The organism is Phyllobacterium sp. K27 (assembly GCF_054796155.1).
This window is the reverse complement of record NZ_JBTWND010000004.1, coordinates 533569-550013: the sequence shown is the minus strand read 5'-3', so window position 1 is coordinate 550013 and position 16445 is coordinate 533569. Positions and strand designations below refer to the sequence as shown.

The 16445-nt window shown below is 55.0% G+C and carries 12 protein-coding genes and 1 pseudogene; 4 read left to right on the top strand and 9 right to left on the bottom strand.

The features are described 5' to 3' along the window. Positions 1 to 78: 78 nt before the first annotated feature. Together ACYJL1_RS24100 and ACYJL1_RS24095 are read right to left on the bottom strand one after the other, a co-directional pair. A pseudogene (locus ACYJL1_RS24100) lies at positions 79 to 3187 on the bottom strand (efflux RND transporter permease subunit). Next, positions 3187 to 4299 carry an efflux RND transporter periplasmic adaptor subunit gene (locus ACYJL1_RS24095; protein ID WP_460899626.1) on the bottom strand — a complete coding sequence of 371 codons (1113 nt, stop codon included), beginning with the start codon at positions 4297 to 4299 and terminating at the stop codon, positions 3187 to 3189. The pseudogene ACYJL1_RS24100 and the gene ACYJL1_RS24095 overlap by 1 nt, the downstream one beginning before the upstream one ends. A gap of 98 nt (positions 4300 to 4397) precedes the next feature. On the opposite strand from ACYJL1_RS24095, the gene ACYJL1_RS24090 reads away from it, so the two are divergent. From ACYJL1_RS24090 to ACYJL1_RS24075, 4 genes are all read left to right on the top strand, one after another. Next, the gene (locus ACYJL1_RS24090) at positions 4398 to 4985 is read left to right on the top strand and encodes a TetR/AcrR family transcriptional regulator (protein ID WP_460899625.1); all 588 of its coding nucleotides are present in this window, start codon (positions 4398 to 4400) and stop codon (positions 4983 to 4985) included. Positions 4986 to 5595: 610 nt separating this feature from the next. After that, on the top strand, positions 5596 to 6564 hold the full coding sequence (locus tag ACYJL1_RS24085; RefSeq protein ID WP_460899624.1) for a TAXI family TRAP transporter solute-binding subunit: 969 nt from the start codon (positions 5596 to 5598) through the stop codon (positions 6562 to 6564). Between the two features lie 85 nt (positions 6565 to 6649). Beyond that, a complete protein-coding gene (locus ACYJL1_RS24080) occupies positions 6650 to 8752 on the top strand; it encodes a TRAP transporter permease (protein WP_460899988.1) in 2103 nt (700 codons plus the stop codon). Then, positions 8749 to 9114, top strand: a complete 366-nt coding sequence (locus ACYJL1_RS24075) for a DUF1850 domain-containing protein (RefSeq protein ID WP_460899623.1) — start codon at positions 8749 to 8751, stop codon at positions 9112 to 9114. Before ACYJL1_RS24080 ends, ACYJL1_RS24075 begins: the two co-directional genes overlap by 4 nt. 341 nt (positions 9115 to 9455) lie before the next feature. On the opposite strand, the gene ACYJL1_RS24070 is transcribed toward ACYJL1_RS24075, so the two are convergent. From ACYJL1_RS24070 to ACYJL1_RS24040, 7 genes are all read right to left on the bottom strand, one after another. Next, positions 9456 to 10679: a cytochrome b/b6 domain-containing protein gene (locus ACYJL1_RS24070; protein ID WP_460899622.1), complete on the bottom strand. Its 1224-nt coding sequence runs from the start codon at positions 10677 to 10679 to the stop codon at positions 9456 to 9458. Positions 10680 to 10749: 70 nt separating this feature from the next. Next, entirely contained in the window at positions 10750 to 11358 is a 609-nt protein-coding gene (locus ACYJL1_RS24065; protein ID WP_460899621.1) for a YceI family protein, read from the bottom strand. A 317-nt stretch (positions 11359 to 11675) separates the two neighbouring features. Beyond that, entirely contained in the window at positions 11676 to 12266 is a 591-nt protein-coding gene (locus ACYJL1_RS24060) for a hypothetical protein (RefSeq protein ID WP_460899620.1), read from the bottom strand. 20 nt (positions 12267 to 12286) lie between these two features. Next, complete coding sequence (locus tag ACYJL1_RS24055; protein ID WP_460899619.1) at positions 12287 to 13453, bottom strand: MFS transporter; 1167 nt, start codon at positions 13451 to 13453, stop codon at positions 12287 to 12289. Beyond that, the gene (locus ACYJL1_RS24050; RefSeq protein WP_460899618.1) at positions 13450 to 14802 is read right to left on the bottom strand and encodes an HdeD family acid-resistance protein; all 1353 of its coding nucleotides are present in this window, start codon (positions 14800 to 14802) and stop codon (positions 13450 to 13452) included. Before ACYJL1_RS24050 ends, ACYJL1_RS24055 begins: the two co-directional genes overlap by 4 nt. A 37-nt stretch (positions 14803 to 14839) precedes the next feature. Beyond that, complete coding sequence (locus tag ACYJL1_RS24045) at positions 14840 to 16060, bottom strand: transporter substrate-binding domain-containing protein (protein WP_460899617.1); 1221 nt, start codon at positions 16058 to 16060, stop codon at positions 14840 to 14842. A gap of 61 nt (positions 16061 to 16121) precedes the next feature. Beyond that, positions 16122 to 16412 carry a hypothetical protein gene (locus tag ACYJL1_RS24040; protein WP_460899616.1) on the bottom strand — a complete coding sequence of 97 codons (291 nt, stop codon included), beginning with the start codon at positions 16410 to 16412 and terminating at the stop codon, positions 16122 to 16124. Positions 16413 to 16445 lie beyond the last annotated feature (33 nt).

Sequence of the window (16445 nt, the reverse complement as noted above, 5' to 3'; positions counted from 1 at the left end):
GTGTTGGAGATCGCTCGACTCTTGAGGTTCCCACTCCGACGTCTCTAACCAACCGATGCAAGTCTTGCACATGCGCTCCTACTCAGCCGCCATCGCACTCTGTGGAGCCAGAACTTCAATCTCCTCTCCGTGGTGGTCATCTTTCGTCGGCTTGATCCGGAACCACACAGCGTATAGTGCCGGAAGGAAGAGCAGGATCATGACGGTGCCCGCAGCCGTTCCGCCAATCAATGTATAGGCCATCGATCCCCAGAACACCGAATGAGTTAAGGGTATGAAGGCGAGAATGGCAGCCAGTGCTGTGGATGACTGGGCGTGTCCGCTGCACCGTCGCTTCAATAACGGCGTGATAGTCATCAAGACCGGCCGCCTGGTTTTCCTTGATTTGTTCTGTCAGGATCAGCGTGTTGCGCATAAGGATACCTGCCAATCCAATCAAGCCGAGAATGGCGTTGAAGCCGAAAGGCTGATTGAAGAGAAGCAACGTCGGGACCACCCCGGCAAGTCCGAGTGGCGCCGTCAACATGACCATCGTCATCGTCGACAAGCTGCGAACCTGGAGAATGATGACGATCAACATGGCTGCAATCATAACCGGAAAGATCTTGACGAGTGCGACATTGGCTTTGAGGGATTCCTCCATGTTGCCACCCATTTCGATACGGTATCCGACGGGAAGCGATTCAATGAGCGGTTGGAGTGCCCTCATGACCTGCTGTGAGACCTCCGGAGGTTGCGTGGCTTCATTGATATCGGATCTTATCGTGATCACCGGCGTTCGATCGCGGCGTTTGAGGATCGGTTCCTCAAACCGGATCTCGGAATGGCCGATCTGGTCAAGGGGGATCTGACGGCCATCCCTGCTCATGAGCGAGAAATCGCCCAGCCTTGAAGGATCAAGCCGGTTGTCACCAGCACTTCGGGCAACGACCGGCACGTTGCGGATGTTGTCGCGCACCTGTGTGACAGGGATGCCGCTGAGCAGCAACTGCATCTGCTGGGCTGCCTCGGAGGGTGAGAGACCGATCAGGTTGAGCCGCTCCTGGTCGGGAACGAACCGCAGCACCGGCGTCCGGTTGCCCCAGTCCCGGTTGGCCTGTCGGACATCTGGAACACTTTTCATGATTGCAAGAGCCTGCTCGGAAATCTTGTAAAGTTCATCCGGATCCGGTCCCATGATGCGAAACTCGACCGGAAACGGTGTATAGGGCCCGAAGACAAGCTGCGTTACACGCACAGATGCCTCAGGGACGAGACCCTCGGAAATGGCGGTGCGCAGGCGATGCTTCAAATCCTCACGCGCATGGGCATCGGGGGTGAGCACAACAACCTTGGCGAAGGCAGGGTCGGGCAATTCAGGTGCCATGGCAAAGAAGAACCGGGGCGCGCCCTGCCCTACGTAGCTGGTGACAATTTTTGCTTCCGGCTGAGTTTGCAGCCAGCCCTCGACTTTCTCCACTGCGGCTGTCGTGGTTTCGATGCTTGTGCCCTCCGGCATGCGAACTTCGACCAGCACTTCAGGCCGATCCGATGTCGGGAAGAACTGTTGTTTCACGCCTCCCATCCCGACGACCGAGACAGCCATGGTGATACCGACCACGGCGCATACCATGAATTTATGGCGAACCGCGAACTCGATGAGGGAGCGCAGGCGACGATAGTTCGGCGTGTCATAGATGGCGTGATGTCCACCCTCGACCGGTTTGATATCAGGCAGCATCTTGACGCCGAGATAGGGCGTGAAGATGACTGCAACAAACCACGAAACGATCAGCGCGAAGCCCACGACCCAGAAAATATTGCCGGCATATTCACCTGCAGTCGATCTTGCAAAGCCCACGGGCATCAGCCCAATGATTGTGACAAGAGTGCCGGACAGCATTGGCGCAGCCGTATGGCTCCAAGCATAAGCGGCCGCATTGATGCGATCCATGCCCTCCTCCATCTTCACCACCATCACTTCAATGGCAATGATGGCGTCGTCCACGAGAAGGCCAAGCGCAAGGATCAACGCGCCCAGGGTGATACGATCGAAGAACCGACCGGTTTCCAACATGATGAGGAAGACGACGGCAAGCGTGAGCGGCACGGCAAGCGCGACAACGATGCCGACGCGCCAGCCGAGGGCAACCAAGCTCACGAACAGCACGACGCCAAGCGCCATTGCGAACTTGAGCATGAATTCGCCCACCGCCTCTTCGATGTTGACGGCCTGATCGCTGACTTTGGTAAGGGTCATACCCAGCGGCAGAGTCTGCGCGATCGCGGCGGATCGTTCTTCAAGCGCCTTGCCGAGATCAAGACCATTCCAGCCCTGTTGCATCACGGCGCCCAACATGATTGTCGGCTCGCCCTCATGGCGGATGATGTAGGTCGCCGGATCCTCATAACCGCGCCGCACATCGGCTAGATCGGAGAGCCTTAGCGTCCGTCCAGCCGCCACGATCGGCGTATCAGCGATCGCCTGCACGCTGTTATAGGCTCCGTCGAAGCGGATGAAGACCTGTGGCCCACGCGTGTCGATGGAGCCAGCTGGCGTGACTGTGTTTTGTCTTTGCAAAGCGGCGGCGATATCGGTTGCGGATATTCCAAGTGTTGCGAGCTTGACATAGGAAAACTCGACGAAGATCTGTTCGGGACGCTCCCCGATGATGTTGATTTTCTTGACGCCCGGAACATGCAGGAGGTCCTGACGGATGACTTCCGCCTGCCGCACGAGGTCACGCATCGGCATCCCCTTCGCCTTCAGTGCGTAAAGGCCGAAGCTCACATCGGAATATTCGTCGTTGACAAAGGGGCCAATCACGCTGGGCGGTAGATTGCGGGCTTCGTCGCTGAGCTTCTTGCGAGTCTGATAGAACTCTTCTGCGACGGCGGCCGGCGGCATGCTATCCTTCAAAGTCACGGTGAGAAAGGCGTAGCCGGGCCGTGTGGTCGTCTCGACACGGTCATACCAGGTCAGTTCCTGGATGCGCTTCTCAAGTGGTTCAGCGACAAGATCCTGCATTTCACGTGCAGTGGCGCCCGGCCAGACAGACGTGACCGTCAGGGTCTTGATGGTGAAGGAAGGATCCTCGGCGCGTCCCAGGTTGACAAAGGCGTATGCTCCTGCAGCAGCCAGAAGAACGATAAAGAACAGGGTTACTGCGCGTTCGCGAACGGCGAGAGCCGAGAGATTGAAGCTCATTATTTTGTCACCTCTTGCTGCGAGGCAATTCTGACGGCTGCGCCATTTTCCAGAAGATGCGCGCCCAGAGCGACAACCTTCTCACCAATGCCAATACCGGTGATAAATGCCGTCTCCTCACCGATCCGTTTGATCTCGACAGGAGTAAACTTTACCGTCGACGTGGCGCCATTGATGACCCACACACCTGTCCGGCTACCGTCGTCCAAGATGGAACCTACCGGAACAACGACCTCTGACTGCCTGTGTGTCTCCAGAATGTTAATCGTCACCGTCGAACCGAGCGGAGCCGAGGCGGCCGCGCCATCGAGGACGTAACGCGCCTCGTAAGTACGGGTTTGCGGATCGGCGGCATCGGAAATCTGTCGCAAGCGCGCTTTTCCGCTGAGATCGCCGCCGCCATAGACATTGGCCTCAGCTTCGGATCCTATATCGGGCCGCAAAGTCTCAGGTAGCCAGACAACGGCTTCACGAGGGCCAGCCTGCGCGAGTTGAACGACCGTCTGGCCGGCTGCCACGACCTGTCCGGGGTCTCCAAGCGTATCGACGACAGTTCCATCCGAGTCAGCAAGGAGAATGCTATAGGTGGCTGCATTTTCTGCGACCTTGGCGTCAGCTTCAGCTGCGGCAAGCTGGGCCGAGGCCGTATCAAGGGCGGCTTTTGCTTGCTCGTAACGCTGTGGAGTGGCAGCCAATCCACTTTTTACCAGCGCCGCATAGCGTTTCTCATCTGCTTGCACCTGGATGAAGACGGCACGCGCTGCGATGACCGTATTTCGTTTTGCCGTCAGAGCGAGTTGGAGATCTGTTTCATCGATGCGCATCAGGGCCTGGCCTTGTCTCACCTGCTGACCCACATCGACCATCCGCTGGACGATCTTGCCCGGAACCCGGAAACCGAGATTGCTCTGCACCCGCGACGCGACGGTGCCGGTAAACGACCGCTCCGCCGTTCCGGTCTTCCCCGCCTCTGCCACCCTTACCAGTGGTGCAACTGTCCTCGGATCCGCGGCCTCGGCTTTCCGTTCGGTCGATTCTGAAACCAGGAAAAAACCGCCAGCAGCGGCCACTCCCAGGAGACCCACAAAAGTCAGGACATGTTTGCGTTTCATTTTAACTTCTCTTCTTGACCAAAGGTCGGAATAAATTAGATTGCGATCTAACTCTATTTGCTATATAGATGTCAAATGAAATCTAATCGGAGGCCAAAATGAGAGTGAGCCGCGCGCAAGCCGAACAAAATCGCGAGACGGTGATCAATGTCGCAAGCCGTCTGTTTCGAGAGCATGGCTTTGATGGGATTGGCCTGAAGGATCTGATGAAGGGGGCTGGCCTTACGCAAGGCGGGTTCTATAAGCAATTCTCGTCCAAGGACGATCTTGCTGCCCTGGCATCAAGGCGCGCCATGGAAAGCGCCACACGCCTGTGGTCGGCAGCTGCAGCAACAAGCTCCAATCCCCTCGAGGCAGTCATGGAATTCTATCTCTCACCGGGACATCGTGGAGAAAAGGCAGATGGCTGCCCTATTGTAGCGCTGGGATCGGACGCGGCGCGGCAAAGTGAAGAGGTCAGGCGTCCATTTGAGGATGGAATACGAGCTCACTTTGAGATCCTGGATGAACTGATGGACGACGCCAAAAGCTCCCATCCCAGCGGCAAGGCGATGGCGGTACTCTCCCTTATGGTGGGTGCCGTCACGCTCTCGCGGATTATGGAAGACGAGAACCTGTCGCGAGGCATTCTCGACGCAGCCGCTGGCCAAGTCAGGCGAATTGCGCACGGTAATGATGTCGCCTGAGGACTGTTACGGGGTTCGAAGACCGGTAGGTATGTAGGAACGTGCAAGACATCTTTGTTGTTCGATTGAACTACAAGGCGGATCGCTGAGGTCTTCCAGCTTCGTCTTCTCGTAGTGGATGAGGGCGGCATCGATGTGCCCGCGGCCGGATCTCCGCGGTGCATGGTGGGCTTATGCGTTCATGAAACGGGGCCGTAGGAGGCACCTACCGACCCTCGGTTCATTGTCATGAGCGCATCGTCAACCCCGTACTTGCGGGCTTTCTCATCGGCCAGGCGCTCTGTGGAGTTTGGGCTGGCACGATCATCGCTTTCGTCACGATTGCCGCAGCTGCGGCTTGGACAATGCTTCCCACCAACCCCGAGGTAAAGGAGATGGTGGACCAATAAGTACACGCTGCTGTGACGATGCTGAGGTAGGTGAAATCATTCCTCTAAGCTCTGTCAAATCAGCCCCTGATCAGATCGTCCAGTGTATGACTTTTCACAACAGCGCCCGCACAAGTATATTCGGGCAGCTTTTCAGGCAAAAAAACAGTGACTTACAATTGACGCTCCCGACCTGCGTCGCCATGATGCGGCCCTCAAACGACCGATCAGGGAGGATAGTCATGGAGTTCATAAAATCACGCGGGAAATCAGCGGTGCTACTTGCAGGCGCTATGGCCGCGGCATTAGGGTTCGCATCTGTCAGTGCCAAAGCTGACGAATTCATCAACGTTCTGGCCGGCGGCACATCAGGAGTCTACTACCCGCTTGGTGTCGCGCTTTCGAAAATTTACGGCGATGGAATTAAGGATGCGCGCGTACAGGTTCAGGCAACCAAGGCTTCGGTAGAAAACCTGAACCTGCTCCAGGCAGGCAAAGGTGAAATTGCATTCTCGCTTGGCGACAGTGTCAAAATGGCAGCGGAAGGCAATGCCGAAGCCGGCTTCAAGACGCCGCTTGATAAACTGCGTGGCATCGCCGCGATTTATCCGAACTACATTCAGATTGTCTCGTCGAAAGAATCGGGCATCAAGACGCTTGCTGACTTCAAGGGCAAAAGCCTGTCGGTTGGTGCAGCGAAATCCGGCACTGAACTCAATGCAAGGGCAATTTTTACAGCAGCAGGCATGTCTTATGAAGACCTTGGCAAGACCGAGTATCTGCCGTTTGCTGAATCGGTGGAACTGATCAAGAACCGGCAACTCGACGCGACACTCCAATCTGCAGGTCTCGGTGTTGCTTCTTTGAAAGACCTGGCAACTTCAGTGAATATCAATGTTGTTTCGGTTGACAAGGAAATTGCCGAAAAACTCGGTGCACCGTACATTGCGGCAACCATTCCGGCCGGAACCTATCAAGGTCAGGAAGCCGATATGCCAACCGTCGCTGTTGTTAACTTCTTGGTGACCCATGAAGGCGTTTCGGACGAAACGGCATACCAAATGACCAAACTGATGTTTGAAAACCTGCCCGCTATGACGGCGGCACACAAAGCTGCATCTGCCATCAAACTGGAGGATGCGTTGAAGGGTATGCCGATCCCGCTACACCCTGGAGCCGAGCGTTATTACAAAGAAAAAGGAATGCTCTGAATTCTGAGCAAGCCGGGGAACCGTTCAAGAGAGCGATCCCCGGTCATACGATAGTGTGCGGGAGGATAATATGCAGGCAACAGTCATGGGCAAAACTACCAGTTCTTCCGTACCCGGAAACGATAGCAATACTCCGCACGAGGTTGATTTTCCCAAAACATATGAAGGGCTTATATTGTTCTGGATCGCCGTTCTCTTTTCTGCGTTCCAGATCGCTACGGCAGCTCACATTATCGACCTGCCGAGCCAAGTGGTTCGGGCTGTTCATGTCGGCTTCCTGCTGCTCCTCGGCTTTCCGCTCATCACCGCTGCTCGCGGACATAGCTTACCGGTACGTATCATCGCATGGGCAATGGCTGCCGTTGCCATCGCCGTCGCCCTTTATCAGTGGGTCGAGTATAGTGATCTGCTGGTCCGGGCGGGCGATCCACTTCCCATCGACATTTTTGTGGGCGTATTATCGCTTGCGGTTGTCTTCATAGGCGCGTGGATCATAATGGGGCCAGCCTTGCCTATTATCTGCGGTGCTTTTCTCGGTTACTGCCTGTTCGGCGAGTATCTGCCCTCGCCACTTGACCACCGCGGATACGATTTTTCTCAGGTTGTTGAACATATGGCTTATGGCACGGAGGGCATCTATGGCGTGCCGACTTATGTGTCGTCATCTTATATTTTTCTCTTCATTCTGTTCGGCTCTTTTCTCGAAAAGGCCGGAATGATCAAACTTTTTACCGACGTTTCACTCGGGATGGTCGGCCACCGGCAAGGCGGTGCAGCCAAGGTCTCGGTCATCTCGTCGGGCTTGATGGGGACAATTTCCGGTTCCGGTGTCGCCAATGTCGTAACAACCGGACAGTTCACAATTCCGTTGATGATCCGTTTCGGTTATCGCCGCGCGTTTGCTGGCGGTGTCGAGGCCACGGCTTCGATGGGCGGTCAGATTATGCCCCCAGTAATGGGCGCCGTTGCATTTATTATGGCGGAGACGCTAGGCGTCGAATATTCAGAAGTTGTCAAAGCTGCCCTCATCCCGGCCGCGCTCTATTTTCTCTCTGCGTTCTGGATGGTGCACCTTGAGGCGGGTAAATATAGTCTGCTCGGACTACCTAAAGAAGAGCTCCCATCTGCTTTGCAGGCTCTGCGTAACCAATGGTTCCTGATTCTGCCTCTTGCCGTACTGATCTATTTGCTGTTTTCGGGCTACACGCCACTTTTTGCGGGCTCCGTGGGATTGGCGTTAACCGTTGTTCTCATTCTTGGCGGATCGATCGCGCTTGGGCTACCCTCGGCGATCTTGCGAGCAATTTTCTGGATCGGCCTGGGTTTTGTCTGCGCCGCCTTCTTCGGTTACGGTCTCCAGATTATCCTGATCGCAATATTGGCACTGCTGGCTTGGAATGCTTTCTCGGCAGGTGGGCGGGCAACGTTGCGGCTCTGCCTCGACTGTCTGGCGCTTGGCGCCAAGACCGCGCTTCCTGTCGGTATTGCCTGTGCAGTTGTCGGAATTATCGTCGGCACCATGACACTGACGGGTGCAGCCAACACGTTTGGGCAATTTGTTGTTTCGGTCGGTGAACATAGCCTTTTCTTGTCGCTGGTGCTCACAATGATCACTTGCATATTCCTCGGCATGGGCATCCCCACCATCCCCAACTACATCATTACCTCGTCGATTGCAGGCCCGGCTTTGCTTGAACTTGGCGTACCACTGATTGTCAGCCATATGTTTGTCTTTTATTTTGGTATCATGGCGGACCTGACGCCACCGGTAGCTCTTGCATGCTTCGCTGCCTCTCCTATCGCACGCGAAAGCGGGTTCCGCATCTCGCTTGATGCGATCAAAGTTGCGGCCGCCGGGTTTGTCATACCATTTATGGCTGTCTATTCGCCTGCATTGATGATGCAGCCCGGAGGAGCTCTATCAGCGGAGATCGGCTTTCCGTTGGCCGTCTCATACATTGTCTTGAAAACTGTGATCGCCATTTTGCTTTGGGGTGCAGCAGTTATCGGATATCTTGGCCGACGCCTTGCAATTTGGGAAAGGTTGCTGGCAATCGGCTGTTCTTTGTTGCTGGTCACAGCTTTGCCAATTACCGACGAGTTGGGCTTTGCGGCAACCGCTCTTTTTGCCGGGATCATGTGGTTCAAGTCACGCCGTCTGACGACGGTGGAGCGTGGAAAGGCATGAGTCTGTGTATCCTTGCAGGGGGCAAGACGGTCGCTTTGGCTATTTCCGTCTTCACGCTGTCATGGACACACTCGGTCGAAAAAATCGAATGGAAAGAGAATTGGCAAATCCGCCCTGCAGGGCTCGTACTTGAGCTTGCGCAGGTGAAGGGTAGCGGTGCCGGTATGGAGCCTGGAGAAAACGCTACCCTGAAAAACGGTTGGTGGGTGTGGGCTCCTGAGATATCTGCTCTGCCAGATATTCGTCTTGCTGCTTCGGGGAAGACCGGTTCCGGCTGGCGGCTTTGCCATGTGGATGGATGCCAGGAGCTCGGCTCACAGGCAGTAGATCCAATTATTCTGAGGCCTTGCAGCGGGGATTAAAAAGCCGACATACGGCTGCAAGGAACTGGCCTGGAACGATAAAGGTAGTTTGAGCCATCATAGATCGGGGTTTTCGCGGCTGTGTTGTTTGTCCTTGTCTTGTCGGGGCTCGCCGATCCGTCCACCGACGCTATCAGACTCTCCTTTGAGGAGTGCAACCTCCCCGAACGTATCCGATTGCCAAGCACCCGCACGACGAACACCGGAACTGGGAAGCACTGGGGGAACCATCAATGGCTGACCGATTTGTATACGTTTATGCTGTTCTGGGAGGAACCTCCCACCTTGCAAGCCGTCTCTATGCGCATAAAACAAGGGCAAGGTGCCCACTACCGTTCGGCTCAGTTCATCGGCCCGATCTGTGTCGCCTCCAGCTTGAAGGCGACATGGATGATCTTGTCCAGCCATTCGCCCTTTCCGTCATTCTGCTGGCCGAGCCCCAGCGCCAGACGATCGAGTTCCGCCGTGCCGGCAACGATTGCGCGTCCAGTCCCGTCGCGCCGCATCGAGAACGGAACCGACACCGGCACCGTCGCACTGCGGACCAACACGTTGCCCTTACCGACATAGGTGTTGCCCGTCGCTTCGAAACGGTCGAGAACCACTTCCACCAGTGGGTGGGTAAGTGTCTGCAAGCCATCGTCACCGCCGATATTGGGCTTGACGAACGGATTATCAAAGTCGATGGATGCGGCGTCGATGGTGATCCGCGCCCTGGCGGCACCAAGATTATCCGGATTGAAATCGATGGACGCGTCCCATTTTCCGATCGTGCCGGCTGTCGGCGCTCCGGAGAAATTGATCGTATAGGTGAGTGCCGACTTCGCTTTATCGATCACCCAGCTGGACGCCGCCGCTTTAGTCGATCCAAGGTCAGCGGCATTGACAGATGCCGGGGCGCCCGATCTTGAGATCACCAGTCCTCCGCCGATAAAACACAGTGCCAGCATGACGGAGACCACCACGCCAATAGCAGAGGACGGCATCCGGCGGAGCCAGCTGACCGGGATAATCCGCGAAAAGGACGGCATCCGGTCGATCACCGAATGCTTCAGCGCCCCGGCCACATGCAAAACCAGAAGCAGCCCGAAACCATAGGCAAGGATGACGTGTGCATTCTCGGATACTGCTTCAACAGATGCGCGCATCCCGGCCGGAACGAACAGATGCGGCCAGACCAGGTCGTTGGAGAGAAACAGAAGGGTGGGAATCCCCGTGGAGGACGCCGACACTAGCAGCCAACCGGTCAAAGGTACCACCAACATCAGCGCATAGAACAGAACATGGACGATGCTGGCCACGGTATGTTCCGCTCGGCTCATCGGCGCATGCGCTGGCGGCGTGTGGAAAAGGCGCCAAGCGATGCGGGCGATCGTCAAGGTCAGGACTGCGATGCCGAACGTCTTGTGCCACTGGAACATCGCAAACCGCAGCGTATCGGGAACGCTCTCCACGCGGCTCATCAAAAAACCCATTGCAAGCTGGGTCAGGATGAGCGCGGCGATGAGCCAATGCAGGATGATTGCACCCATACTGTAGGCCCGGACCGAATGTGTATCTGACATAGGTGACTTCCAGTCATCGCAAAGAGCGTGCAACCCGACGGGCGTCGGGCTGCATCGGCAACGAGCTTTACTACTGACCGACGAACTCGGTTTCGATCGTCAGCTTGACGTCGTCGCTGACAGGGCCCACCAGCGCTGCGACGCCGAAATCGGAACGCTTGATCACGCCGGTTGCTGAAAAGCCGACAGTCGGCTTTTTGGACATCGGGTGCGGGTTGAGCGCTGCATTCAGGGTGACGTCAAGCGTGACGGGTTTGGTGACGCCGTGGAACGTCAGATCGCCGGTGACGGTTCCGGTCTTGCCGTCCTTGACGTCGATAGCGGTTGAAACGAAGGTGATCTCGCTGAACTTGGCCGCATCGAAGAACATTTCACTGGCAATCTCTGCATTGAAGTCCTTATCACCAGCAGGATAGTTGGTGCTGACCGAAGCCGGATCGATCGTCGCCATCAGTTTCGACTTCGTTACGTCTGCAGGGTCGAGTTCAAGCGTCGCGGAAATCTTATCGAAGCGGCCGATATAGTTGGAAAGGCCGAAATGTACGACGCTCCACAGAACGTTGGTGTGGGTCACATCCGCCTGGTAGGTGCCGGCAGGAACATCGATCGTTTGCGCATATGCAGCAGAGGACGCAAGTGCGAGAGCACCGACAAAGAGGGCGGACTTAATGGAAAACATCGCTTATCCTTAAATTGATTTCATAGCACACTGCGTGCAGTATTTCCCTAGCGGTCGCCCAGCCCTCACGAAATAGCAACGAACTGTTCGCCGTTTGTTGACAATCGACGAGAATGCGACAAGCCTTTGTTATAAAAAACAAATACGCCTTCTCACAGACGAACAATGAAATGTGAGGACGGCGTGATCGCGGTTTTGGGTTCCGTGACAACCATTTCGTCAATGACGCTTATGGGATAACTGGCTTTATTGAGCCGGGAATTTTCGATGTTCAAAGGTCGTTACCTTGACCGTTCGGCGATCTTGCTGCACTAATCTTACTGCAACAGATCATACGTGCGCAAAATCCAACTCACCTGATAAACAATGGCAAATCCAACGAGTGCGAGTTGATAACTCCTGCGCTTAAGAAACATCGCGACGATGGACAGAATGAAAAATATCGCTTGCCGCACTGGATATTCCATTCCCAGCGATTGATAATAATCTCCGCCTTTTACTAACGTATCTACAACGTCGACCAAGAACGTGATGGAGAGAAGGCCGAAAAACCAGCGTTTTCGTGACTCGAAGTAGTCTTCGAACCCCTTGTAGTCCATCATCTGGTCCGGAAACAGCAGTGCGGTAAGGGCTGCGAAAATCATCGCATAGGCAATCAGGAAAAAATATATCGGGAAGGTCCAAGCACGCACAAAAGACAGATGAAATTCGTACCACCAGAAATGCATGATTGAGATCAACAGGAATATCACCCAACCAATGTGCACCGAATATATTGCGAGGCTTCCCGGATGCTGGACAAAACGCGTCAAGCCATTGACGAGACGCGCCAGACTGAGACCAAGCACCATTCCCATGATGATGCGAACGTGAGCAAAATCCTCAGAATGCGGGACGGGAGTTTCCATTTATTCGTTCCTGTTTGCAGTTAAATGTCCGGCCGTGTCTGGATCAGACCTTTGCTTGTCCCTCTTTTTTTGCGCGAACCCGAAAACACTGCAAATCCCGCGCAAATGGCAGCTGCGAATATCGGAAGACCGTGCGGGGAAAGCTCCATTGTCAGACCACCGATCAATGGCCCCAAAAGCGCACCGACGCCCCAAAAGATCGACAGCAAAGCGTAGATGCCGAGAAGCTCGTTGTCTTTGTAGGAGTCCCCAAGCATTGCAATGGTTGTCGTATATATCCCAACGAATGCCCCACCCCACAAAAAGAGCAGCGGGTAAGCCAGCCAGGGGTTGGAAAATGCAATCGGCCACACAAGAGCACCGACGGCGGATATGATGGACAACACGATCAGCACACGCTGGCGAGGCAGCCGGTCAGCAAGCCATCCAATCGGCAATTGCAAAGTGATCGCTCCTATCAACAGGACGGTCAGAAGTAATGTTGCCGAGTCCTCAGTCCAGCCAAGGCGCATTGCATAAAGCGGCAGCAAAGTGAGACCCGCTGCTTCCAGCGCTGCGTTGAGTGCCGAGGAAGCAACTGCTACAGGTACAACCTTCAGATACCGGAACGGATTACCCATTTCCTCCCTGACGGGAGATGTTGCCTTTGGCTTGCCTACAAAGAGAATGATGCAGGCCAAAAGCGCGATCGCAGCGCCGATAAAGAATGCGAGAGACTCTTGCCGACCGACCACGGTCAAGATAGCGGGTCCCAAAGCAGTTCCGCATGAAAGAGCCGTGACGTAGATGGCCATCATTGTGCCGCGGTTTTTCTGCGCGACAAGCTGGTTCAACCATGTTTCCGAGACAACAAACAACGTTTCAGATGCTGCTCCGAGCGCTGCACGCAATGGAAACCAGATCCACAAAAACGGTGCTAGAGGGAACAAGACAAGCAAGCCACTCGATGCCAGCAGCGCACTCTTCGCCAGAGCCGAAAATCCCAATCTTTGTGCAAGACCCGGAAGATACGGCGCTGCCAGAAGAACGCCAATAGCGTACATGGCACCATTGGCTCCGATAAAACCTTCAGAGTAGCCGGCCTCCGCCAGTTCCAGTGCAATCAAGGGTGCGCTGAGGCCATATGTCAGGCCGAAAATCGCTGCTGTGAGAACGACAACAGCGGTGGTGCGTATATATCCACTCATTTCGCTGCGGCCCTGCTCTCATCGCTTTCTGCCACGTGGGCCAGGTCCCGGCTGGCATGAATGGCATCGGAAAGTCTGCTTCGCCAGCGTCGATCGCTGCGCTCAACTGTACTGCGCAACAATCGCGCATAGTCGAGCACCAATCCTGGTGTCCACGTCATTGCCTCGGCACGGCCGCGGACAAGCCGGAGCAGCCAAAACTGCGGATTGCTTATTAGTTTCCATAAGTCCCGCCAAATATGGCCCGTGTAAGAAGCACCCTCGACGGCCGCATCCAGGGCTTGAATGACACTCGTCGAGCAATTGCGCGCTGTCAGATTATAGGTATTGTCCCGGGAATATGCCGCCCAAAAAGCACGCAGCGCCTTGGCATTGTATTTATGGAATGGCACTTTCTGATCCGGGAAGCACCAGTCGGCTGCCTCCTGAACCAGCGATGTATTGAACTTGCCCGGAACATCGTTCTCATGTCCCGCTGAAAGAAGGGCACGGAAATCATCCGGACTGTGATCAATGTCGCTTGCCGGATAGTGACTGACATAAAGATCGGGCTTCAGTTCAAGCGCAGCATGACCGGTAGAAATGACACCTTTCTTGTCCACTGCTGCGATGTAGCGGTCGATTAGAAGTCGGCGCTCCGGATCCTTAATGGAACCGACAGCGGTCCAGACATAGACATTCAAAGCTTGGTCATTCCGGTCCTCCATCCCATCGCCTGCTGAAATAGCCGGACGCGATACTCCTCCTTGCCAATTGCGCGTGGCGTAAAGTGGCAGCGACGTTACGGAGCCACCTTCCGGCAATTGCCGCAAGGGAAGAGCCAACCGCACCAGACCATAGCCGGAAGTCAGCAACAAGAGCGCAAAACAGAACGGAACTGTAAGATGATGCGGCACCGGCCATGACATCAAAATCCCGGTGGCCAGGCCGACTTCAATCAGGCCGGCCACAATTCCGACGCGCCAACGGGGGCTACGGACGACGAAAGCGGTGCCAATCCGTGAGAGCCCGTCAATCAGAAACGCAGCGCCAAACACCATCGCCGCGCCGATATTGTCATCCCAGGGAACGTTGAACACCAGAAACGCAGCAACAAGAAAACTTGCGCCGCGCAGGGCATCGATCGAGTGCTGGCGAAGACCGAGCGAGACAGCTGCCGCGATCTCCACCAATCCCTCGACGATCAGGAATATGGCAAGAGTATCAAGCACGACTGACAGAGCGCCATCGCTGAGGTCAAACAAGATGGCTACGCCCAAGAGAATCCAGACGATGCCTGCCGCTGTCAATAACCGCCAGATAGGTTTAAGTGCCTTTGCTCCAAGCAGAAGAAAAACAAGACGAATCATAAAATATTCCGTTTCAAGCCGGTCGGAACTGGCTGGTTCAATTGATGCTTCCAAAGTATCGGTCGCGTAGCTTCTCGACAGTTCCGTCTTCGATGCGCTTCAGCAGCTGCAACATCACTGGCTGTGCCAGATCACTGTCGGCAGGGAATGCAAAGCCGTATTTATCCGGGTGGAAAATCTTGCCGGTAACGGCAACATCTTCGTATGGTTTGGAATAGGCGTAATACTCCAGAACAGGAGCATCGCCGATGATCGCGTCGATATCTCCGTCGTTCATCGCCGATACAGCTGCATCTATATCCTGGTAAGAACGGGATGCGATCCCTATTGCTGTTACAAATTCCTCAGAAGCGCTTCCCTGGAACACCCCCACCGTCTTTCCTGGCAGGTCAGCTATAGAGTGTATCCCTCTTTGTATGGCGACCGTCGTCATCACGCTGGTGACTGATGAAGTCACGTAGGCAATGATACCAACGCCCACCAGCATCCATACAGCTTGCCAGATGCGGCCAACCCAGCCAAACAGATTTTTTCGACCAGTCGTCTTCCCATTGGTTGCAATCGATATGACGTGATGAAAACTCTCGGCTGCACCTTCATGCCAGCGCTTTGGAAATTCCGGATCGAACTTCCGATCAAAAAGAGTAAATCCTATTGTTGCCGCAGCGATAACAGCCAGAAGCCACCCATAAGCTTGCAAATGACCGGCGTCCGAAAGTCCTGACAAAACGCGATCAAATCCCGACGAACCCACACTCGGGACCATGAGACGCAATCCCGCGTCATACCAAGGCTGAGTGAAGGCAAGAAGTTCGGCACGGGCGCTGGTAATGGTGAGGTTCGTAACAGCCGCATCCACCTCGCCATTGCGCGTCGCATCTACGAGTTCGCGCAGCGTGGGATAGGCCACGTAACGGGTTCCCAGATTTAGATCACCTGCAACCGCTTCCCACAAATCGGTTGCCATACCATCATATGTATTGTTGTCGGTAATGACGAAGGGCGGACTGACATAGACGCCAACGTTAACAAGACGCGCCACCGGGAGTTGGGCTTGCGCGATGGCTGTCATCGTTGTGAATGGGCAGGTGACGAGCCACGCAAACAACAGGACCGCAGCATTGAATGACCGGGACGACAGCCGGCGAACGACAGGAGAAAGTAAGAGACAAACGAAACGAATGCAAAGCATGGTCGCAAAGGCGAATTTAACCTTGCGGCCCGCCTGTTCTTGCAGCCGCTTCCGGTTATTCTTCATACGCACTTTCGGTCGAGTTATCACACTGCCACCGCTCAGATATGTTCATGGACCTGTTCGCTTATTGATCGAAGCCTTTAGCCTTCATGCAATCTGCAATCAGCTCTTTCTGATCGACGGCTTGTTCTATTCCGTCATCGATACCGGCTGCGATTGCACTGCTGAACGATTTGTATCGTTGGCCTTGACCAATTCCGATCGTTGCGGCCTTGGCCTGGTATTTGCATTCAGCAAGTGCCTGATCGGTCTCGGAACGTGCCGAGTCATCCTTGACCCAAGGTTTCTCATTACCCACGCACCCCGCAAGGGCAAACATTGCCGAGAATGCCGTACAAACAAAAATTCTTTTCATCGCGTTTCTTTCCCTCGATAGAAAGTCGTTTGG